The 23,541-nt window shown below is 32.3% G+C and carries 15 protein-coding genes; 4 read left to right on the forward strand and 11 right to left on the reverse strand.

Annotation, left to right across the window (positions count from 1 at the left end; genetic code table 11):
* Positions 1 to 108: 108 nt before the first annotated feature.
* A complete protein-coding gene (locus H0I32_RS01425; RefSeq protein ID WP_179313293.1) occupies positions 109 to 2,604 on the reverse strand; it encodes an ABC transporter permease in 2,496 nt (831 codons plus the stop codon).
* A 44-nt stretch (positions 2,605 to 2,648) separates the two neighbouring features.
* Positions 2,649 to 3,338, reverse strand: a complete 690-nt coding sequence (locus H0I32_RS01430) for an ABC transporter ATP-binding protein (RefSeq protein WP_179312960.1) — start codon at positions 3,336 to 3,338, stop codon at positions 2,649 to 2,651.
* Positions 3,339 to 3,366: 28 nt separating this feature from the next.
* On the opposite strand from H0I32_RS01430, the gene H0I32_RS01435 reads away from it, so the two are divergent.
* On the forward strand, positions 3,367 to 4,128 hold the full coding sequence (locus tag H0I32_RS01435) for an arylesterase (protein WP_179312959.1): 762 nt from the start codon (positions 3,367 to 3,369) through the stop codon (positions 4,126 to 4,128).
* A gap of 83 nt (positions 4,129 to 4,211) precedes the next feature.
* Here the strand turns inward: H0I32_RS01435 and H0I32_RS01440 are convergent, their stop codons facing one another.
* From H0I32_RS01440 to H0I32_RS01475, 8 genes are all read right to left on the reverse strand, one after another.
* The gene (locus tag H0I32_RS01440) at positions 4,212 to 5,522 is read right to left on the reverse strand and encodes a DEAD/DEAH box helicase (protein WP_179312958.1); all 1,311 of its coding nucleotides are present in this window, start codon (positions 5,520 to 5,522) and stop codon (positions 4,212 to 4,214) included.
* Positions 5,523 to 5,524: 2 nt separating this feature from the next.
* Positions 5,525 to 6,865: a DEAD/DEAH box helicase gene (locus tag H0I32_RS01445; RefSeq protein ID WP_179312957.1), complete on the reverse strand. Its 1,341-nt coding sequence runs from the start codon at positions 6,863 to 6,865 to the stop codon at positions 5,525 to 5,527.
* A 401-nt stretch (positions 6,866 to 7,266) separates the two neighbouring features.
* Positions 7,267 to 8,625, reverse strand: a complete 1,359-nt coding sequence (locus tag H0I32_RS01450) for a UDP-N-acetylmuramate--L-alanine ligase (RefSeq protein ID WP_179312956.1) — start codon at positions 8,623 to 8,625, stop codon at positions 7,267 to 7,269.
* A gap of 191 nt (positions 8,626 to 8,816) precedes the next feature.
* On the reverse strand, positions 8,817 to 10,220 hold the full coding sequence (locus H0I32_RS01455) for a TolC family protein (protein ID WP_179312955.1): 1,404 nt from the start codon (positions 10,218 to 10,220) through the stop codon (positions 8,817 to 8,819).
* A 2-nt stretch (positions 10,221 to 10,222) separates the two neighbouring features.
* Complete coding sequence (locus H0I32_RS01460; protein WP_179312954.1) at positions 10,223 to 11,572, reverse strand: HlyD family secretion protein; 1,350 nt, start codon at positions 11,570 to 11,572, stop codon at positions 10,223 to 10,225.
* An 11-nt stretch (positions 11,573 to 11,583) separates the two neighbouring features.
* On the reverse strand, positions 11,584 to 13,242 hold the full coding sequence (locus H0I32_RS01465; protein ID WP_179312953.1) for a peptidase domain-containing ABC transporter: 1,659 nt from the start codon (positions 13,240 to 13,242) through the stop codon (positions 11,584 to 11,586).
* Between the two features lie 6 nt (positions 13,243 to 13,248).
* On the reverse strand, positions 13,249 to 13,923 hold the full coding sequence (locus H0I32_RS01470; RefSeq protein WP_179312952.1) for a TetR/AcrR family transcriptional regulator: 675 nt from the start codon (positions 13,921 to 13,923) through the stop codon (positions 13,249 to 13,251).
* Positions 13,924 to 14,041: 118 nt separating this feature from the next.
* Complete coding sequence (locus tag H0I32_RS01475) at positions 14,042 to 14,995, reverse strand: tetratricopeptide repeat protein (RefSeq protein ID WP_179312951.1); 954 nt, start codon at positions 14,993 to 14,995, stop codon at positions 14,042 to 14,044.
* A gap of 177 nt (positions 14,996 to 15,172) precedes the next feature.
* Here H0I32_RS01475 and H0I32_RS01480 point away from each other — a divergent pair, with 177 nt between their 5' ends.
* Positions 15,173 to 21,427: an alpha-2-macroglobulin family protein gene (locus H0I32_RS01480; protein WP_179312950.1), complete on the forward strand. Its 6,255-nt coding sequence runs from the start codon at positions 15,173 to 15,175 to the stop codon at positions 21,425 to 21,427.
* Between the two features lie 240 nt (positions 21,428 to 21,667).
* Here the strand turns inward: H0I32_RS01480 and H0I32_RS01485 are convergent, their stop codons facing one another.
* Positions 21,668 to 21,922: a cold-shock protein gene (locus H0I32_RS01485; RefSeq protein WP_306456215.1), complete on the reverse strand. Its 255-nt coding sequence runs from the start codon at positions 21,920 to 21,922 to the stop codon at positions 21,668 to 21,670.
* Positions 21,923 to 22,108: 186 nt separating this feature from the next.
* Here H0I32_RS01485 and H0I32_RS01490 point away from each other — a divergent pair, with 186 nt between their 5' ends.
* Positions 22,109 to 22,678 carry a Crp/Fnr family transcriptional regulator gene (locus H0I32_RS01490; RefSeq protein ID WP_179312949.1) on the forward strand — a complete coding sequence of 190 codons (570 nt, stop codon included), beginning with the start codon at positions 22,109 to 22,111 and terminating at the stop codon, positions 22,676 to 22,678.
* A gap of 69 nt (positions 22,679 to 22,747) precedes the next feature.
* On the forward strand, positions 22,748 to 23,488 hold the full coding sequence (locus H0I32_RS01495; RefSeq protein ID WP_173589213.1) for an acyl-CoA desaturase: 741 nt from the start codon (positions 22,748 to 22,750) through the stop codon (positions 23,486 to 23,488).
* Positions 23,489 to 23,541: the final 53 nt, after the last annotated feature.

Consider the following 23,541-nt stretch of genomic DNA (forward strand, 5'->3'; position numbering starts at 1 on the left):
CGGGTATGCCTCGGGTGTAAGTCGGGTATGCCTCGGGTCAGCCATTTATAATTCTAACGGTATTAATCCATTATAATTTAAGCAGTTTAAGTATTAAAACACAAACGCCTACCCTTCTTTACGTAATACAGCTAATGGAGAGCTTTTTAATACCGTTCTAATATTACTTAGACCTATAATTAAAACTAAGAACGCAATTCCAGGCAAAAACACCAAAAACGGAATCATTGAAGGTACAAACGGTTCATTAAATAATAAAAGCGCCAAACAAAGACTACTCAATAAGGCGAGCAGAATACCAACTAAACTCCCTAATAATCCTAAAAATAGATATTCTAATGCTGTTATTTTTAAAATCTGAGCATTCTTAGCTCCAAGAGTTCTTAGCAAAACACTTTCTTTTATGCGCTGATATTTACTTGTTCTTACAGAGCCAATAAGCACTATAATTCCTGTAACAATACTAAAGAATGCCATAAAATTAATCACCCAAGAGACTTTATCTAAAATATCTTCAACAATATTAAAGACTTGACGCAAATCTAAAACCGTTAAATTAGGAAACTCAGAAATCAATTCGCTTTGAAGTTTAGCTGAGCGAAATTCATCAGGAACTGAAGTCATAATCACATTAAACTGTGGGGCATCTTCCAATACGCCTGCCGGAAATAATACTGTAAAATTAGGATGTAGTTGCCCCCAATCTACAGCTCTTATACTTCCTACACTCGTTTCCATTAAAACACCTTGAATATTAAACACAACGGCATCTCCTACTTTAAGCTTCGTGCTTTCCACTAAATTATCTGAAATCGAAATTTCTATAGGATCACCCGCTGCCAATCTTGGCGTCCAAGTACCTTCCATTAAGGTTTCAGAATCTATCAACGAGTCTCGGTACGTGGCTCTAAATTCATGACTAAAAACCCAACGTCTTACCTGCGTTGTAGAGTCTTGACGTAAATCATTTATTAAATCCCCATTAATACTATGCATACGCATCGTTACAATTGGTATGGCAGACATCACTGGTAAATCATTGGCTTTAATACGTTGCTCTACAGCTTCACGTTGTTCGGTTTGCACATCTAATAAAATTAAATTAGCATCACCAGAACTCTGTTCAATATCTGTTTTGGCTAAAAGAATATCTTTTGTAAAATAAAGCGTACTGATTAAAAAAGTCCCCAAACCAATGGCCACAACTAAAACTACCGTTTGGTTGTTAGGTCTAAATAAATTTAATAAACTCTGACGTGCTGTAAAACTCCAACGCAATGGAAAATAACGTCTAACGCCTTTTATACTCAGCGTAGCCACACCTGCTAATACAGCAAAAGTAATAAGGGTTGCAACTACAAATGCTAAAGCATAGACGGCATTATTAAGTAACCAAAACGAGAATAAAAACAGAAAAACCAATATTGCACCATACACAAACAACCTTACTTTTAAGGGTTCTTGTGAAGCTTTTTCATCGACACGCAACACTTCTAAAGGCGATACATACCAAGTTCTAAGCAATGGTAGTAAAGCGAACAATACAGACATAAACAACCCTAGAAATACACCTATAATTAAAGGTTGAACAGAAATCGATATTTCAACAGAAAAAGGTAAAAAATCTTGCAGTAAATAAGGAAACAAAGTCTGAACGCCTATACCTATCAATGAGCCAATTAACCCACCAATAACACCAATACCTGCAATTTGAATAAGGAATATAAGGAAACTTTGTAAACGCGATGCGCCCATACATTTCAGTACAGCGATGGCTCTTAGCTTCTCTTTTATATAAATGTGCACAGAGCTAGCAATACCAATACAACCTAATAACAAGGCGATAAACGCAGCAAGATTCAGGAAGTTCCCAACATTCTCATAACGCTTACCTAAACGTCTACTCGTACTTGTATGGGTATCAAGATCTAAATCTACAGCCTCTAATAAAGGACGCATAGCTCTTGCAAATTTATCAATATCTAATGTATCTGATCTTTTATAGAAAAACTGATATTCTTTTCGACTTCCAAATTGAAGCAATCCTGTAGCCTCAATCGATGCAAAAGGAATAATAATCGGTGGTGCTACTGAGGTTGAAATTGCCGTACTTCCTGGTATGGCTTTTAAGGCACCAGAAATAGGTAATGTTAAATTCCCAACTTTTATAGAATCTCCTGGTTTTACATCAAATTGAAGCATTAAAGTAGCATCAACCAACGCACCACCTAACTCTTGATAACTTTTTGATGCAGTAGCTGGTTCTGTATCAATAGTGCCGTAAAAAGGAAAATCACCTTCTAGTCCTCTTACTTTAACTAGTTTAGTGCCTCCGTTCTTAGGAAAAGCAACCATTGACACAAAGTTAATTTCCTTAGCATCGGGTTGTAATGAATCAATAATTTGTTGTTCAAGCGCTGTCGGTGCTTGCCTACTATCTAGCGTAAAATCTGCACCCATTAAGGCTTTAGATTGCAATTTTATATTGTCTTTAAGATTGCTACTAAAAAGCTGAATTGATACGACTGCCGAAATCCCTAATATAATTGAAGCCATAAAAAGCAATAATCGCACACGGCTCGCCTTAGCATCTCTCCAAGCCATTTTAAAAAGCCAGGTTGTATTTTTACTCATGTATTGTAGAATATTTACAGTACTTCCGTACGTTCATTAGTTAAGATATGTCCTCCTTTTAGTCTTAAGATTTGCTGAGTTCTGTTCGCTAAATCTAAATCGTGAGTGATAATGACTAAAGTAGTTCCTGCTTCTTTGTTAAGTTCAAAGAGTAATTGAATCACTTTTTCTCCGGTTTCTTCATCTAAATTCCCTGTAGGTTCATCAGCAAATAAAATAGAAGGGGCATTTGCAAAAGCTCTTGCTAAAGCCACACGTTGCTGCTCACCTCCAGAAAGTTGTGAAGGATAATGATGAATACGATTTCCTAACCCTACTTTCTCTAGTAATTCGGTACTTTTTTTAACAGCACCTTTATCGCCTTGTAACTCTAAAGGAACACTTACGTTTTCTAATGCGGTAAGTGTAGGCAAGAGTTGAAAATTCTGAAATATAAATCCGACAGCTTTATTTCTTAATTGTGCCCGTTCATCCTCATTAAGCGCATTTAAATCTTGTCCGCAAAGCTCTACAGTACCAGAATTGGGTTGGTCTAAACCAGCACATAAGCCTAATAAAGTCGTTTTACCACTTCCTGATGGCCCTACAATAGAAAATGTCTGACCTTTTTCTACTGCAAAAGAAATATCATGTAAGACCGTTAATTGTTTGTTACCGCTAGAATAAGTCTTTTCTAGACCAGTTATGTTTAATATATTTGGCATACTAATTATTAATTAAATAAGACACTTTATGTCCAAGGCTCAAAATACTCAATTGCATTTAAATCTACTAACCGCAGTAGCTCAGAAATTCATAAAGTTTTGTTATTTTATAATTCTGTTCTTAGTCGTTTCTTGTGGTGAAAATAACACTGATAAGAAAATAAATGACGCTAACCCAGAAAAAGAAACCGAACAAAAAGAAACCGAACAAACAGAAACTGCCGATACAAGTACTAAAACTATTTTATGTTTTGGTGATAGTATTACAGCGGGTTATGGCTTAGACGATGTTACAGATGCTTACCCTGGGGTACTACAACAAAAAATAGATTCTTTAGGTTTAAATTATACGGTTGTAAATTCTGGCGTAAGTGGAGAAACAACGGCAGGTGGTAAAGGACGAATCGATTGGATTCTAAATCAAAAAGTTGATATTTTTATCTTAGAATTAGGAGCTAATGATGGCTTAAGAGGTGTTAATCTTGTAGAAACCACTATAAATCTTCAAGCGATTATCGATGCTGTAAAAGCCAAAATCCCGAAAACTAAAATTATTCTTGCAGGCATGCAATTACCGCCAAACATGGGACAAGAATATACTAGAGATTTTAAACAAATCTTTATGAACATTGCTGAAAAGAATGAAATAGAATTAATTCCTTTTATTTTAGAAGACGTTGGTGGTATTGCTGAGTTAAATCAGAAAGATGGCATTCACCCAACGGTTGAAGGTCATAAATTGGTTGCAAACACCGTTTGGAAAACCTTAGAACCTTTACTTGAAAAATAGTTGTTCTAAGTAAGCCTAAATAAAAAGACCTCACCAACTTTAAAAGTAGTGAGGTCTTTTTTTATTAAGAGATAGGCGAATTATTAAACCACATAAACACGCACTTTCTTTTTCTTTAATCGTGAATTATTCAATTCTGAAACTAAACCTTCCGCAAGGCTTGCTGGCACAGAGACAAAGGCACAATCTTGTTTTAATTCTATAATTCCTAATTGATCTTTCTTTAGCTTTCCTTGCTTAAAGAATAAACCTGCAATATCACCTTTAGAGATTTTATCCTTTCGACCTCCAGAAATAAAGAGGGTTTCCCAATAGGTTGGTTTTATTGTAGACTTATTAGAAATGTCTGCGACATCTGTAGCGTCTATAAATTCTGGTAACAACTGATCTTTCCACTTTAAAACATAAGCCGTTCCTTTTGCAGAAACACGAGCTGTACGACCGTTTCTATGAATAAATTCTTCTTTATGTAATGGTAATTCATAATGAATAATAAATTCCATTTCTGGTACATCAATTCCTCTTGCGGCTAAATCCGTAGCAATAAGTAATTGATAGGTTCCATTTCTAAATTTAATTAAAGCACGCTCTCTATCTTTCTGCTCCATGCCGCCATTAAAACAACCATGTGTAATACGGTGTTTATTTAGAAAATCGCTTACAGTTTGAATACTGTCTTTTAAATTACAGAAAATAATACCTTGCTGACTGCCTAAGTGCTTCAGTAACTCCAATAACGTTGTTAGCTTACTTTTATCTGGTGAAATTACCAACTTAATAGCGAGTTTAGAAACCTTAGTGTGCAAATAATCAATCACTGTTGGATTCTTCAAACCTACAAAATCAGGTATTTCAACACCTTGTGTAGCCGAAGTTAATACACGTTTATTTAAAGCCGTTAAGTCTTTAATAATGCCTCGCATTTCATATTCAAAACCAACTTCTAATGATTTATCAAATTCATCTAAAACCAATGTTTTAATAGCTTCTTTACTAAAACGTTCATTTGAAAAATGATCATCAACACGCCCAGGCGTACCGACTAAAATAGCTGGCGCATGTTTTAATTCAATCTTATCTTTAGACATCGCTCTACCACCATAAACCGCATTGACTTTATAACCAGATCCCATAGAACGAATCACTTGCTCTATCTGAATGGCTAATTCTCTTGAAGGCACTAAAATTAAAGCTTGAATATCATCACAATCAGGATCTAAACTTTGAATCAACGGCAAAGCAAATGCTAAGGTTTTTCCTGTTCCTGTTGGTGAAAGTAATATAGTATTTGCGGTATTAGGAATGATGTGCAAGGCTTCTTCTTGCATAGGGTTTAAAGCTGAAATGTTTAGTTTTTCTAATATTTCAGTTTGATTCTTTACGGGTTCTGCCATAATTACTTCTTTTTCTTTGGTTTTGAAGCTTCTGGTTTTTCGACCTTGCTTTGCGTTTGTAACAAATAATTTGCAAGAATTTTATCGACTAATTCTTCCTTCGTTAAATGATGAAATATAGTTTTTATTTCAGATTTTAAACCTTCAGAAACCTCACGATTAGGTTTTGTTTTAAATATTTTTTTCGCCCATAATAAGGTATTATTATCTTCAATACTCTGAGCATTTGCTTTTTTAATTTCTTTAAAAGTGATTCCTAATTCATCTTCAAAACCATCAATATAAATAACTTCTTCTTCCTGTAAAACCGTTAAAGACAAACCTTTTGCTCCTGCTCTTGCAGTACGTCCACTTCTGTGCACATACGCTTCATAAGTATCTGGTAAATGATAATTAACCACATAAGAAATATCTTTTACATCAATACCACGAGCTGCTAAATCTGTAGCAACTAATATTGAAATGTGGCCTTCTCTAAATTGTCCCATAATACGATCTCTAATACCTTGAGACAAACTTCCATGAAGTGCTCCTGAAGAAAACTTATTTATAGCTAAATTTTTAGCTAACTTATTTACAGCAGCTTTAGTTTTACAGAAAATAATACCGCGTTGCCCTGCTTTAGAATTTAAGAAATGCATTAAAATTTCTAGCTTTTCTATAGGTTCTACAACAACAAATTGATGATCTATGCCTTGATGCCCTAAAGTTTCCATGTCTGCTTCAACCTGAACCACATGCTTAGACATGTAATTCTGTACCAATTGCTTAATGGCACCAGAAAGTGTTGCCGTAAACAAAAACGTACGTCTCGCTTTAGGAATCGCTTTAATGATAATATCTAAATCCGTTTTTAAAGCGCTTACCATTTCATCTGCTTCATCTAAAACAAGATATTTAAGCGTTTTAATATTTACAGCTCCACGACTTATTAAATCTACCAAACGACCTGGTGTTGCTACAATAATATGCGTCTTTTCTGTTAATCGTTCTATTTGTGGCTTTATAGGAATCCCTCCAAAGGTCGCCGCTATAGAAATTGCTGAACTATGCTTTGAAAAGTCTACTAAATTAGCATGAATTTGTTGTCCTAACTCTCTTGTTGGTGCTAAAATTACAGCTTGAATATTGGTATCTTCAACATCAATTAATTGTAATAATGGCAAACCGAAAGCAGCAGTTTTCCCTGTTCCTGTTTTTGCAATTGCTACAACATCATCCTTTCTATTAAGGATAACAGGAATGGCTTTTTCTTGAATATCTGTTGGAACAGAAATCTTTAATTCCGCTAAACTTTGTATAAGTTCTGCGTTGATTCCTAAATCGGAAAAGTGCTTAGACATAAAATATAATTTTTGCAAAGGTAAGAATACCGTTTTTGGTAATGGAAAAAAAATTATCATTCCGAAACATGAGAAATCTCATAAAGAATAAAAGTTTAAATGTTGTCATTTCTGTAAAAGTAGAAATCCATAATAAATACCTCCTATTTCAAAACCATTCACAAATAATAGGCATAGCGTATATACTCCATAGATACTCCGTACATAAGCCGTACATACTCCGTACCCAGTCCGTACCTAAAAAGCAAGAATCTAAATAAAAGAAATAACCATTTAATACGTCAGCGCTAACAGAAAATCTAATCAATAAAAAAAGTAAAGCTTGTTTCTTTATAAAAAACAAGCTTTACTTTATAATCATAAGAGGCTTCTTACCTTCAGATTAATTCAAATAAAATATACTAATCTGTAATAAGTGCTTTTACCTCATCGAAATCTAAACCACCATAATTACCTGAGCTCATTAACAATAACGATTTGTTATTAAAGTTTTGAGAAAACAAAAAGTCCTTAAATTCTTCTGGATTGGTATAAATAATTAAATCATCGCGTTGAAAAGCATTCGCAATTTGTTCTTTAGAAACTTCTTCTAGTTTTTTAATTTCGACAGCATGTGGAGAATAAAAAACAACGGCAACATCTGCGGCATCTAAAGCGCCTTTATATTCTTTTAAAAATTCAGCATTAAGACTACTGTAAGTATGTAATTCTAAACACGCTACTAAAGTTCTGTTACTGTATTGCTCTTTTACAGCTTTTGTAGTCGCTTCTACTTTACTTGGCGAATGGGCAAAATCCTTATAAGCAATGCTTGTTTTAGATTCGGCAATTTTCTCTAAACGCTTGCTTGCGCCTTTAAATGTAGATATAGCTTCGTAGAAATCATCTTCATCGATCCCCATGTGTTGGCAAATCCATTTGGCTCCTGCTAAATTATTTAAGTTATGCGCCCCAAAGACTTCAATAGGCATTGGTCCTTCAGGAGTTTCTAATAAAGTCTCTCCATCTTCAACCGTATATTCTGGTGTTGTATAAGGTATTTTTCTGATCTGATTTTCAGAAGCTTCTACTATGCGCTTCACCTCAGCATCTTCTTCATTGTAATTAATACTTCCTCCTCTAACAATAGAATCTACAAATATTTTGAATTGCTCTACGTAGTTTTCATACGTTGGAAACACATTAATATGATCCCAAGCAATGCCGCTTAACAAAGCTATATTTGGCTTATATAGATGAAATTTTGGACGCATATCAATCGGAGAACTTAAGTACTCATCGCCTTCTAAAATCATAAAATCATTGTCGTCGGTAAGTTTCACCATAACGTCAAAACCTTCAAGTTGTGCGCCCACCATATAATCTACATCACGATCGTGATAATGCATAACGTGTAAAATCATAGATGTAATCGTTGTCTTTCCATGACTTCCACCAATAACTACTCGTGTTTTATTTTTGGCTTGTTCATATAAAAACTCAGGATAACTATAGATTTTTAAGCCAAGTTCTTGTGCTTTTAAAAGTTCTGGATTATCGGCTTTAGCGTGCATCCCTAAAACAATAGCATCTAAAGATGATGTAATTTTTTCTGGATACCACCCAAAAGCTTCAGGCAGTAATCCTTTAACGTTTAATCTTGATTTTGAAGGTTCAAAAATGGTATCGTCACTTCCTGTTACGATATAACCTTTATTGTGAAGTGCTAGGGCTAAATTGTGCATTGCAGCACCACCAATTGCTATAAAATGTACGTTCATTGTATCCTAAAATATATACCGTAAAAATACTATAAGTTTTTTAAAATGTGAAGAACTAAAAGGGATACCTCTAGCTAAAACAAATGAAATTTATAGTTGATTTGAATAGCGTTGATTATATAAATATTCTACACTTCTATGATATAATTAAAGTCTCAATAATTAAAAAAAAAGAACATTTTAATTCCTTTTTACAATTCAGGATTAACCGCTAGGCTATTAAATAGTTTTGCTTTTGTATTAAAAAATTTATTCTGAATAGCGATGGCTTTCAATTGACCGTCTATTAATTTAGACTCTCTAGAATTAACCAAAAACAGAGAACTTTCTCCCAATTGAAACTTGCGTTCTTCTGCCTGTAACATACGCTCATAATCGGAAACCATTTCTATGGTAATTTCATTCTGAACCGTGTAAGATTCTAGCTCTTGTTTTAAAGCTGAAATTTTATTTTGAAGATTAACACGTGTAGCATCAATTTCAAATTCAACATCTTGTTGTTTTAATTTTGCGAGTTTTAAATCGCCGCGTTCTTTTCTTAAAAAAACAGGAAAGCTAAGCGTTAACCCTCCTTTATAATCTGCGGTATTAAACGTTTGGGTTTCTTCTGGTTTTTCGCTTAAGAAATTGTACTCTGCTTTTATCTTTGGTAATAATTTATTAGCCTTTAATTTTCGTTCTACATCTAAGCTTTCTAGTTTATAATTTAGAGATAACATTTTAGGGTGTTCTTCTAAAACGGTGTCTTGTTCTCTTAGTTGATTAATATCAAAAGTAGAATCTATTATAAATTCTGAATCAACATCCGGAATCATATCGGGCTGTAATTCTACTGGCACATTATGCTCTAACCATAAATAATTAGACAACTCTAAAGCTGCTTTCATCAATTTCACTTTAGATTGCTCTAAACTTAATTTTCTATCATTAACGGCTATTCTTGCCTCTGTAACTTCAATTTCAGCATTTTCACCGACCTCAACTCCTTTTGCTATCCCCGTGTAACGTAACTCTGCATTCACTAAAATATTTTCGAATAACTTAAGTTCATTATAGGCTTGCAACCATTTAAAATAAACCAAAGCAGCATCGTACAATATTGTATTCACATAAATATCTCTATCTAGTTTTGCTTGCTCTCTATACAGTTTAGCCTGTTTTAAAGCTGCCATTCTATTATTTATCCACAACCCTTGACCTAGAGGAACGGAAACACCTGCACTATACAAACCGTTATCTGGCACGGTAGATTCCGGATTTAAATAATACCCCGAGTTATCATCAAAAGCGGCCTTTACTTCTACTCCAAACCATGTTGGTATTTTAAATGTTCCGTTAAGCTTATCGTAATAATCTGTGTTTTTGAATTTCTTCTGACTGTAATCGACTTCAATTTTGGGGTCAAAAGCACCACGAGACTTCATTAATTTCGCCTGACTTTCATCAATGACTAATTCGGCCTGTTTAACTATAGGATGAAACTTTTTTACGAAGCCTAGATATTCATCAAAACGAAGCACTTTAGAAACCTCATTAGATTGTGAAAACCCTAAAGACGTATAACCAACGAGAAGTAGTGTTAATACATATTTCATTTTTACTTCGTTTTAGTATTAGCAGATGCTTTTGGTTGATAATAATTAGGTGGAAATCCGTTAAGTTGTCTCCATAATTCGTACCAAATAGGCACATCTTCTAACAACGCCATAGTATATGCTCCTGAACCTGCTCTAATAGCATCAGGCCAAGCTTGCGTTTCTTTATCTGGTGCTAGAAGCACTCTAAATTTACCATTGGGACTGATAAAATTTTCTACAGCAACTACTTTTGCACCATAAGTTCCATAAGATATATCTGGCCAACCGCTAAAAATCATTGCTGGCCAACCATCAAATTGTACACGTACTTTTTCGCCTATATTAATTAAAGGTAAATCAATTGGTGCTACATAAGTTTCTACTGCTAAATCTACATTAGCAGGCATTACGCCAACTAAATCTTCTCCTTCTTTAAAGGTTTGTCCAACCCCTCCTCTTATCGCTTTATTTATATAACCATCATAAGGCGCTCTAACATACCGAAGATCGCTACGCATTTGGTAATTTGAATACGCATTATCTAATTTTGAAACTTGCGCTTCAGTATCAAACTGGCTAGATTGTGCTGTATACTTATCACTTTGTGCTTTAGAAATTTTATCAGCATACATGGCATTTACTCTAGAAATTTCAACCTGAGCATTAATAATTTCATTTCTACTAGCCAATAATTTGTTTTCTTGTGAAATTAACTTAGCCTCTGTTTCTTGAAGTTTTAATCTTGCATCCTCAACATCCTTTGTGGCCTTAAAGCCTTCCTCTTGTAAAGTCGCTGTTCTTTCATATTTAGACTGTGCGATGGCAATATTTGTTTTAGCAGCTTCAAAATCGATACTATCGCTTTTTACTTTAAGTTTAGATTGTAATAGCTTATTTTTTGATTGCTCTAATTTTAAACCTCTGTCTCTAGATAAAGCTGCAATTTGGCGATCTAAAGCTTTTACTTTTTCTTGGTAAGAACCAACAGATTGTGCTTTAGAGCTACGTTGTTCTCCTGTTCTTTTTACTAAATCCGGATCAAAATATTCACTTTTTATTTCCGAAATCTCCATAATAGTATCGCCTTTAGCCACAAAGTTACCTTCCGAAACAAACCATTTTTCTATTCTACCAGGAATTGGGGACTGAATAGTTTGCGGCCTTTGATCTAAGCTTAAAGTGGTAACATTTCCGTTACCAGATATATTTTGAGTCCAAGGTAAAAACAAAATGAAAGCAATTGCAATTGCAGAGCCTAATAAAAAACGATTAAAATATTTATAATATCTACCGTTAAAAATACGCTGTCCTGATTTAAATTTTTTTAAATCTACAGACTTGTTAAGTTGGTTATGAGATATGTTTAACATTGCAAATTCTTTTAAATTATTTCTCCTTTTTTAAGCGTAATTACTTGCGTACAATTTTTCTTCCAATTATCGGTTTTACTCACGACTACTAAAGCCCAAGGATTTGCCGTATCGGTTAAAAAATCTACTATTCTATCTGATTCATCAGCCTCAAAATACTCTAAAGGGTCTTCTAAAATTAATAACCTAGGCTTATTTACAATGGCTCGTGCTAAAGCTATTTTTTTGGTAATTGTAAATGATGTTTGTTTTCCTTCTGGGTTTAATATGGTGTTTAATCCTTTTGGACTTTCTTTTACAAATTGATTCAATTCTACTTTATCTATAGCCCATAATAATTGTGCTTCCGAAATGTTTTTATTTCCGAAGGTGATATTTTCCCTAATGGTTGCTTCAAAAGGTGTTTCATCTGAAAGCGATAACCCTACATGCGATCTATAGTGATTGATATTAATGTTTTTTACATCATAATCATTTATAAAAACACGTCCTTTTGTAGGCTCTACAACACCACCTATTAAACGTAACAAACTAGATTTACCCGAACCACTCTCACCGGTTATTAGTAACTTACAATTAGTCGTTATTTTTAAAGAGATCTTCTTTAAAATATGTAATTCTCTGTTAGGAACTCCGTAAGAAACATTATCTAATTCAACAGTAAAGTCGCCATTAAAAAGTGGTTTATCACCTTCTTGGTTTTCCAATTTTTTATCAACTACTTGTCCCATTTTTTCTAATGAGGTTAAGACATCATAAAAAGACTCTAGGCTAAGAATTAATTTCTCTACAGAGGTAATTACTAATAGAATGATGATTTCAGCTGCCACAAATTGCCCTATATTCATTTCTTGATTTAAAACCAATAAGCCACCAATTGACAATAAACCTGCAGTTACTAAAACTTTAAAGCCTATCATTTGTATAAATTGAATGACTAAAATCTTAAAATGCTTTTCTCTAGACTCTAAATAATCATGAACTAAATCATCATTTTTATCAATCGCTAATGACGTTTGACCAGAGAGTTTAAAACTAACAACAGCTCTTGCGACTTCTTGAATCCAATGTGCAACCTTATATTTAAATTTAGATTCTACCAAACTGGTATCCATACCTGATTGTGCTGTAAATTTGAATACCGTATATATTAAGACTAATAATAAAATACCGAATGCAATAAAGAAAGGATGATAAAAAGACAATAATATTAATGCAAAAATAATTTGTAAAATAGCAGCAGGAATATCTACTAAAATTTTAGATAAACCTTTTTGAATATTTAAAATATCGAAAAAACGATTGGCTAATTCTGGCGGGTAATGACTCCTTAATTCACTCATTTTCATTTTTGGAAAACGATACGTAAACTCAAAAGAAGCACGCATAAAAATTCGCTGCTGAATCGTTTCTATTATTCTTAACTGCATTAATTGCAAGACGCCTACAAAAGCAACACCCAAGGTTACCAAAATAACCAAAACCACCCAAGACGTACTAATCTGGGCACCTTGTAATAAATTGATGATAGCCTGGATCCCTAAAGGTAATGTTAAACTTAATAAACCTGAAAAAATGGCATAATAGATGACTTGCCTAATATCTCTTTTTTCAAGCTTTATTAATCCTAAAAATCGCTCCCAAGGAGACATAACATTTTTCTTTTTCATTTATAGTTACTTTTTTATAGTATTAATAGTTAATTCTTTAAAAAAATCAAAAGGTGTTATAGTATCATTACAATCAGTAATAGATGTAAAGTGGTCTTTTAAAAAGTGTTGATGTAATGCGCCTTCTACAATAGTACTGGCTAAACTAGAAGCAAACTTATATTCCGGATTCACCTCTAAAATCATATCTCTTAAACGCTTAATCATACGTTTATAAACAATAAAGTAACCATCTTTATTTTCATTATCTACATCTTTTGTTAAATAAGATTTAGAAGATTCATCGATTATAATCTTATTAAGTAAAACTTCATTGATATGAGAAAAACTATCATCTTTTTCAATGGTTTTTGTAACCACTTCAATTGCTCTAAATAATTTTTCTTTAGGTTCTTGCACATTTAATGTTGTAAAAACCATTTGGTATTCTATCCAAGCCCAATACCAAGAAGTAAGGTAAACTAAAAGTTTGTGTTTACTTTCAAAATAGCGATAAATAGAACTCTCATTAGAACCAATTTCAACACCTAACTTTTTAAAAGTAAAACTATCAAATCCTATTTTATCTATGAGAAGTATACTATGTTCAATAATGCGTTTACCCAATTTAGAAGATTCAGGGTCTTTGATATATATTTTATCTGGAACAGATATTTTTATATTTGAAAGTAAACTTTTCATATTTAAATTATTTGATTGCAAATATAATAGCAATACTATTAATTTTAAATAATTAACAAAAGATTAGTACCTGGATATAAAAACGGTAAATAAGAGTAAATGATACGTTATTAATGCACTACAGTTGAGAAACAACTGTTTTTTCTTTTTTGAAGACTTCTATTTCAGGTAAACCAGATATTGATTTATTTATCCATTTTAAAGCTTCTGTCTTATTACCTTTATGCTTATAAATTTGAGCTAAGCGGTAATAAGCCCACTCTTTTGGTACTCCATCTTTTGCAGAATAGTGAGATAAATACGCTTTAAGACATTTTTCACCTTTATCTAACTGAATGTTATAATCGGCAGAAACTTTACCTATTTGGTAATGCAATGCATTTCTTTGGTGTTTTTGTTGTGTTTCTTCTAAATTAGAAATGGCCTTATCAGGCTCATTTTGTCCTTCGTAGAAGTTCGTTAATTTCTCATAACAAGTAACAGAACCACCAACTTTAATCGCTAATCTATAATATTTTTCAGCAAGTTTTGGTTCGTCATCATATTCGTATACATAACCTTTTGCTAAATAGCCATCAACTTTAGATAACGCTTCTAATTCTTCTGCGTATCTTAAAGCTTTAGAATTACTACCTCCAATAATCCCTGGTAGTGACACATACAATTCTACCAAAGCCCAACGTGCATCAATATGTTTTGGATCTAATTGTGCTGCCTTTAAAAAAGCATCTTTTACATCACCAATAATAGTAACCGCTTTAATTTTACTAATACTCAAAGCTTTCATACCTAAAGCACCTCCATACTTATACTGATAATTAGCATTCTTTGGACGTTTCTGCTTTAAAATTTGATATTGCGTAATGGCATTATCCCATTTTTTCTGATGACCATAAGCATCACCCAAAAGTTCAATCGCCTGTAAGTTATTTGGATTTGATTGTAAAAATGATATCATTTCATTTTGTGCATTTACAAACTCTTTCTTAACAATATAACTTTCTGCATTCTCAATTGATGATTGAGAATAACAAAAGGATGACAGCAATAAAACAAACAATAATCTAACCATGTAATATTAATTATTTTTGTGAAAATACAATTTAAGTTTTAGTCACAAAACCTTAATTGAATAACGTTATATTTCACTTGCAAATTGTTTAACTTCACTCATTCATATGAAGCTTTCACTAATTTCTCCTTTTTTTGGACAAACTTTTGTAAGTAATTTGTAGAAAAACAGATATCAATGAAAAACTATATACTATTACTTATGATCATTTGCTTTGCTTTTTTTTCTAATGCCCAAAATAAAGACGAGAATCAATGGGAAAAAGTAAATCAATTAGAAAAGAAAGGACTCACAAAAAGTGCTTCTGATTTAGTAGAAACTATTTATAATAAAGCTGTTAAAGAAGATAATAAACAGCAACGCATTAAAGCATTATTATATACGAGTAAATATATGTTAGTGCTTGAAGAAGATGCACAACTCAATATTGTGAATCGGTTTAAATCTGAAATAAATAGTATTAACGACACAACAACAAAACAACTTTTAGAAAACATGTTAGCCACTATGTATTGGCAATATTACCAAGATAATCGTTATAAATTTTACAACAGATCTAAAACAACTAATAAAACGAGTGATGATTTTAGAACATGGGATTTAGAAACTTTATTTAACGAAATTCACATCCATTACCAACGTTCTCTTCAAAATGATTTATTACTTCAAAAAGCACCTTTAACCGATTATAGTACGCTTTTAAATGAAGTTAAAAACTCTAAAGAATATCGCCCTACACTTTATGATTTATTAAGTCATAACGCTCTTAGTTTTTATAAAACAGACGAAAACGGTATTACACAACCAGCAAACAAATTCACTATTGATAATGATGCTTTTATTGCTAATAGTAAAATTTTTACAACGATTGATTTGTCTTCAAAAGATACGTTGTCATTACAGCGAAATGCTTTAAAAATCTATCAAAACTTATTAAAATTTCACAGTAAAGATTCAACTTCAAAAGCGTATATAACTGTAGATATTGAACGTTTAAATTTTGTATTTCAACACGCTACATTTAAAAACAAAGAAGAGTTATTACTTAAATCACTTAAAGAAAAAGCTGAATTATTAAAGGATTCTCCATTATCTGCACTTTATAATTATGAAATTGCATCACTTTATTACCAACAAGGAAATCGCTACGACAGTGATACCAATGCAGGAGTTATCGATGAAACTCACCGTTGGAAACTGAAGGAAGCAGTAGAACTTTACAATTTAATAAGCTCTAAATACCCAGATAGCAGAGGAACTAAAAATAGTCTGTCTATAATTGAAAAAATAAAAGAGCCAAGCCTTAATATCCTAAGGGAACAATATATTCCTATTAATACACCTTCTAAAGTTTTAGTGACTTATAAAAACATCAATAGCATTGATTTTAAGATTTATAAAGTCAACCAAAAACAATTAGAAAAATATAACGAATTATATCAATATAAAGAGAAAGCGAAGTTTCTAAATTCACTTAAAACCTTTAGAAACTTTGCTTCAAACTTAAAAACAGAGCATGATTTCCAAATGCATACTACTGAAATTGTATTACCAAATCTTACTAATGGTCTATACATTATCAAAGCAGATGTACAAAACAATGTTTTTGCCACATCAGATATCCAAGTTACAGATATAGCTTTGATTGAGAGTTCTGAAAGTGGTTGCCAGCATTACCAAATTATCAATAGGCAAAATGGAGAACCTTTTATTAATGCTAAAGCTGAAATAACCTATTCTAATAGCCTAAGAAATAAACGATTTAATAAAACATTTACAACAGATCATTTTGGTGAATTTCAATTCGAATTTGAAAAGGATAATTATTATTACAGAAATGTTGAAATAAAAATTAGTACTAAAGATGATACCGCTTATTTTGGTAATCACAGTATTTATAAAAATCACGAAGACATAAAGAATAACGACACCAAATACAATGCTTTTTTATTTACAGACCGAAGTATTTACCGACCAGGACAAACTGTTTATTTTAAAGGTATAATTACAAAATCTAAAAATGAAAAATCATCGGTTGTAAAACGACAAAAAATTAAGGCCGAATTATATAATACAAATGGTGAGAAAGTATCAGAACAATCTTTTACTTCTAATGAATTTGGATCAATTCACGGAGAATTCATCCTCCCAAATAATGGTTTAACAGGGCAATTTTTTATTAAAATAGTTTCTGATGTCATTAATAAACAGCATTACTTTTCAGTTGAAGAATACAAACGTCCTAAATTTAAACCTGAGTTTCAACCCATCACTGAAACTTATAAAGTTAACGACAGTATAACGGTAAACGGAACTGCCATTGCTTTTGCTGGTAGCGCAATTACAGACGCAAAAGTTGTATATAGAGTAAAACGCCAAGTGCAATACCCTAGCTGGTTTTATTGGAGACGACCATATAACAATTCTCAAGCACAAGAAATTACTTTTGGCGAAAGTAAAACCAATAATAAAGGTGAATTTAACATCACTTTTAAAGCACTACCTGATGAGAGCGCTTTAAAAGAAAACCTTCCTGTATTTAATTATGAAGTTACCGCTGACATTACAGATATTAATGGAGAAACAAGAACAGTAACAACGATGGTTAATGTAGGTTACCACACAATGACGGTTAATATTGTCACTCCAAAATTCATCGATAAAAAAGAAAAGAACGCAGAATTATCTCTAATTTCTGAAAATCTAAATGAGGAATTTGCACCTGCTAAAGGCACTTTAAAAATCTATAAATTAAAGGCACCACAAAACGTTTTAAGAACAAGACCATGGAGCGCACCAGACTATCACGTTTTATCTAAAGATGAATTTAAAAAACTATTCCCTCACGAATCTTATGATAATGCAATCTCTGTAACATCATGGAAAAAAGGTAAAGAAGTTTTTAGTTCTAATTTTAATACAGAAAAAGACAAAAGCATTAGCTTAAAGAATCTTAAAAAATGGGATTCAGGACAATATATTATCGTTTTAGAAAGTAAAGACAAATTTGGACAAGCTTTAAAAGACGAAGCAAATATTTCAATTTTCAGTACTGATGACAAAACAATAGCAGACAATCAATTATTTGAAGGACAATTAAACAAACCTAGCTATAACATTGGTGATACAGCTTTGCTCACTATCGGTTCTGCTGCAAAAAACATTGTAGTGACTGTAGAAATTGAAAAGGACAATAAAATTGTAAAGACACAACTTATTAAACTAAGCAACTCAAAAGAAACTATATCAATTCCTGTTTTAGAAAATGATTTAGGAGGATTTGTTGTGCATACATCTTTTGCTGCTTTTAATGAATTTAAATCTCAAAGTTTTAACGTAAATGTTCCCTACCCTAAAACAGATTTGGAAATTGAAACCATAACATTTAGAGATAAGTTACAACCAGGACAAGATGAAACTTGGAGTTTTAAAATTAAAGGTCCTCAAGGTGATAAAGTTTCGGCTGAATTATTAGCAAGCATGTATGATGCTTCTTTAGATGAATTTAAATCTCATCATTGGAGTTTCAACCCTCTAAAAAAACCTTTATACTATGGGGAAATTAACAAAACGTTTAGACAGAGTTTTGGTAATACAAATTTTAGAGTGTATAATAATTTTAAAACAAACACGAGTTACTCTCATCAAAGCTATGATGAATTAAACTGGTTTGGTTTTAGTTTTGAGAATAATCGTTATTTAAAAAGAAAATCTAGACTAAGTGTAGCTCCAATAATGGAAGATTCTTCCGGATTACAAGAAATCGGTTCTTTTGATGAAATATTAAACGGAGAAACTAGAGGACTTGAAATATCCTCAGGGTCCGGACAACCAGGAGGAACAACACAAGTAAGAATAAGAGGTAATTCCTCCTTATTAGGAAATAATAAACCCCTTTATCTATTAAACGGAGAGGCTATAACTGCTGATGCTTTTTCAGCACTTAACCCTAACGATATTACAGAAATCACAGTCCTTGATAAAGCTCAAGATTTAACACTTTATGGTGAAAGAGGAAAAAATGGAGTCATTCTTATTACTACCAATTCTGGTCTAACAGAATTACAACAAGTAAACATCCGTAAAAACCTAAACGAAACCGCATTCTTCTTTCCACAATTACATACCGACAAAGAAGGAAATGTAAGCTTCAATTTTAAAGCTCCTGAAGCCTTAACCAAATGGAAATTACAACTTTTGGCGCACACCAAAACATTAGAAAGTGCTGTAACGCAACTAGAAGCTGTAACACAAAAGGAATTAATGGTGATACCAAATACACCTCGATTTTTAAGAGAAGGAGATGAAATTACCATTAGTACTAAAATTTCTAACCTTACAGAAAGTCAATTATCAGGTATTACTCAATTAGTATTAACAGATGCTGTTTCTGGTGAAGATGTTTCAAAACAACTTATCTTGTCGAGTACTTCAAACAATCAAAATTTTGTTGTTGATGCTAAAGGTAATACGCAAGTTTCTTGGCAATTAAAAATCCCTGAAGGCTTACAAGCTGTACAATATAAAATCATAGCAAAAGCTGGAGATTTTAGTGACGGAGAACAAAATGCCTTACCTGTTTTAAGTAATAGAATGTTGGTTACGGAAACACTCCCGATGTGGATTCGTTCTAACCAAACTAAAACATTTACATTAGATAAGTTAAAAAATAACACCTCTACATCTTTAACAAATCATAAGTTAACGTTAGAGATGACCTCTAACCCTGCTTGGTATGCTGTACAGGCTCTGCCCTATTTAATGGAATATCCTTACGATTGTAATGAGCAAACATTTTCACGCTATTATGCCAATGCTTTAGCGCAACATATTGTAAAATCTAATCCAAGAATTGAAGCCGTTTTTAATCAATGGAAATCTACAGATGTCTTACTTTCTAATTTAGAAAAAAATGAAGAATTAAAATCTTTATTGATTCAAGAAACACCTTGGTTACGTGATGCTCAATCCAACACGGAACAGAAAAAACGGATTGCGCTATTATTCGATCTTAATAAAATGAATAATGAGTTACAATCTGCAGTCCGAAAATTAAAGACTAATCAACAAAAATCCGGAGCTTGGCCTTGGTTTAATGGCGGACGCGATAATCGTTTTATCACGCAACATATTATTGCAGGCTTTGGACATTTAAAACAACTTTCTGTCACATCAGGTGCAGTCGAGATGTCTATGATTGAAAATGCCATCAATTATTTAGATACAGAATTTGTTCAAGAATATAAAAACATTAAAAAATATAATAAAAGTGCAGATTTAAGTAAAGATCATTTATCACATACACAATTGCATTATTTATACACACGAAGTTTTTATCCTGAAATTAAGACTTCATCTGAAGTTGAAAAAATCATGGATTATTACCAAGGTCAGATTAAAAAGTATTGGTTAAGTCGTTCTTTATATGAAAAAGGATTAATGACCTTAACCATGAACCGAATAAATGATACCAGAACTGCAGGTGAAATTTTAAAGTCTTTAAAAGAGAACAGTATAACTTCGGAAGAACTAGGTATGTATTGGAAAGATAATACAAACTCTTGGCATTGGTATCAAGCCCCAATTGAAACTCAAGCCCTAATGGTAGAAGTGTTTTCGGAAGTTGGTAATGTTATCATGAGCGAAACGAAGAATCTCGAAGCTATAGACAATCTAAAAATATGGTTGCTTAAAAACAAGCAAACTAACCGTTGGAAAACCACTAAAGCAACCACTGAAGCCGTTTACGCGTTATTATTACAAGGCAGCGATTGGTTAAGCATTACTGAACAAGTAGATGTAAAAGTTGGTAATGAAACTATTACGCCTTCAACTTTAGAAAACGTAAAATCTGAAGCCGGAACAGGTTATTATAAAACAAGTTGGAATGGCTCAGAAATAAAACCCGAACAAGCTGATGTTACCATTACAAAAAAAGGAAAAGGCATTGCTTGGGGAGCTTTATACTGGCAATATTTTGAAGATTTAGATAAAATTACTTCCGCAGAAACACCTTTAAAATTGAGCAAAAAATTATTCTTAAAATCTAATACAGACAAAGGTGAAGAAATCACAGAAATCACTTCAGAATCGAAATTAAAAGTTGGTGATTTAGTTAGAGTGAGAATAGAATTAAGAACTGATAGAAACATGGAATTTTTGCATCTTAAAGATATGCGTGCAGCAGGTCTAGAACCTGTAAATGTATTATCGCAATACAAATACCAAGATGGTTTAGGCTATTATGAAAGCACTAAAGATACTGCAACCAATTTCTTTATGGATTATTTACCTAAAGGTGTTTATGTGTTTGAATACGATTTACGAGTGAATAATGCTGGTGATATGAGTAATGGTATTAGTACTATTCAAAGTATGTATGCTCCAGAATTTAGTAGCCACAGTAAAGGAGTTAGAGTTTTGGTTGAATAAATTTCTAAATGAACAAAAAGTAAAAACAAAAAAGATGTCTGAATATATACTCAGACATCTTTTTTTATAGATTTAAATTCAACTCCTATCTATAATAATTAGGATCGTTTTGAACTTATTATTGGTCGCTTACTCTAATCCTTTTTACAAAAAGGAACAGTCATAGTTTTATTTACTCTAAAGGGCTTCCTGAATTTTCAGGAATAAAAACTATTAATTAAAATGGATATAGGCTTATCCTTAAGATTTCTTAATCACACGTACATTAGTAGCGATTGGACCTTTTTTACCTTTTTCAATATTAAAAGACACTTTGTTTTTCTCTCTAATCTTATCTACAAGATTTGTTGTGTGAACAAAGATCTCTTCGTTAGAATCATTAATGATAATAAATCCAAATCCTTTTTTAGCGTTAAAAAACTTCACGACTCCTTCTTTCGTTTCTAATTCCTTACTGCCGCCAAACAATTTTTTTATAAAGTTTTTAATCATCATTTCTATTATATATTATTCTTAAAATGTAAAAGCAATCGACTACTTTTCTTCGTTATGGTTGCAAAAATAGTATAAATAATAGAGTTTGTAAGAATCATTCTTAAGATATCACGGAATATTGTAAAATTTCATTCTTATAATTCCTTGAATATGTATCTTTGAACGATAAACACTTAGTATAAAAACGTGCAACAAATAAAAGCTTACTTAGACCAACTAGCTACAATATCACAGCCTGATTGGGATTTTTTTACATCAAAATTGCAACGTCAGTGTATTAAAAAGAAAACAATCTTTTTAAAGACCAATGAAATAGAGAACCATATTTCTTTTATTGAATCTGGTGTGGTACGATTATTCATTCCTAAAGAAAACCCTGATAAGGAAATTACGTTTGGCTTTAGCTTTAAAGATCAGTTTGTTAGTGCTTACGATTCTTTTTTAACCCAAACACCTTCCGCCTATCAACTACAAGCCCTTACAGACACTACGTTGTTAAGTATGACCTATTCAGATTTACAAGAAGTCTATAAAAACACTCAAATAGGAAATCTTATTGGTCGGCTTACTGCAGAACGCCTTTTTTTATTAAAATCTAAACGCGAACAAAACCTATTAAACCTTACTGCAGAAGAACGTTATTTAAAACTTTTCAAAGAACGTCCAGAACTATTAAAAGTGATTCCTCTTAAATATATCAGTTCTTATATTGGTGTTACAGCACAAGCGTTAAGTCGTATAAGAAAACGATTATAGTATCTATTTAATTGATTTGGGTTCATTGTTTTGCACAAGACATCAATTTATCTTTGCAAAAAAAATGTTATGATTATTATTCTTTTTGTTTTAATACTCTGGTATGGAGGCTTATTTTTTCAATCTTTCTTTTTGCATCGTTATGCCGCTCACCAAGTATTTACCATGTCCAAAACTGTAGAACGTATTACTTTTATATTAACCTGGGTTTTTCAAGGTGCAAGCTACTTAAGTGCTTATGGCTATGGTATTATGCACAGAATGCATCATGCTTATACAGATACTGAAAAAGATCCGCATTCACCTTCCTATGACGCAAATGTTTTTGCTATGATGTGGAAAACTAAAAACGTGTACCAAGACATTAATAAACAACGTATTGAGATCGATCAACGGTTTACTAAAAATGTGCCCCAGTGGAAATCTTTTGATAGTTTTGCTAGTTCAAGATTCTCAAGGTTATTATGGATAACACTTTATGTTTTATTCTTTGCTTTCTTCGCTACAGCTTGGTGGCAATGGCTATTATTACCTATCACTTTTTTAATGGCACCTATTCATGGTGTTATTATTAATTGGTTTGGACATATATATGGTTACGTTAATTTCAAAATGAAAAACACCAGTAAAAATTTATTCCGTTTCGATTTTTTAATGATGGGAGAAGGTTACCATAATAACCATCATAAATATGCTAGTAGAGCTAATTTTGGTGTAAAATGGTATGAAATCGATGTTACCTATGTTATCATAAAAATACTTGATGCTTTTGGTATTATTAAACTGAAGCCTATTCGAATTAAAGATTAAATTTAAAAATAATATCTAAAGACCACATAAATATTCTGAAGATATTATTTACG

Source organism: Winogradskyella sp. HaHa_3_26 (genome assembly GCF_019278425.1).
Taxonomy (GTDB): domain Bacteria; phylum Bacteroidota; class Bacteroidia; order Flavobacteriales; family Flavobacteriaceae; genus Winogradskyella; species Winogradskyella undariae.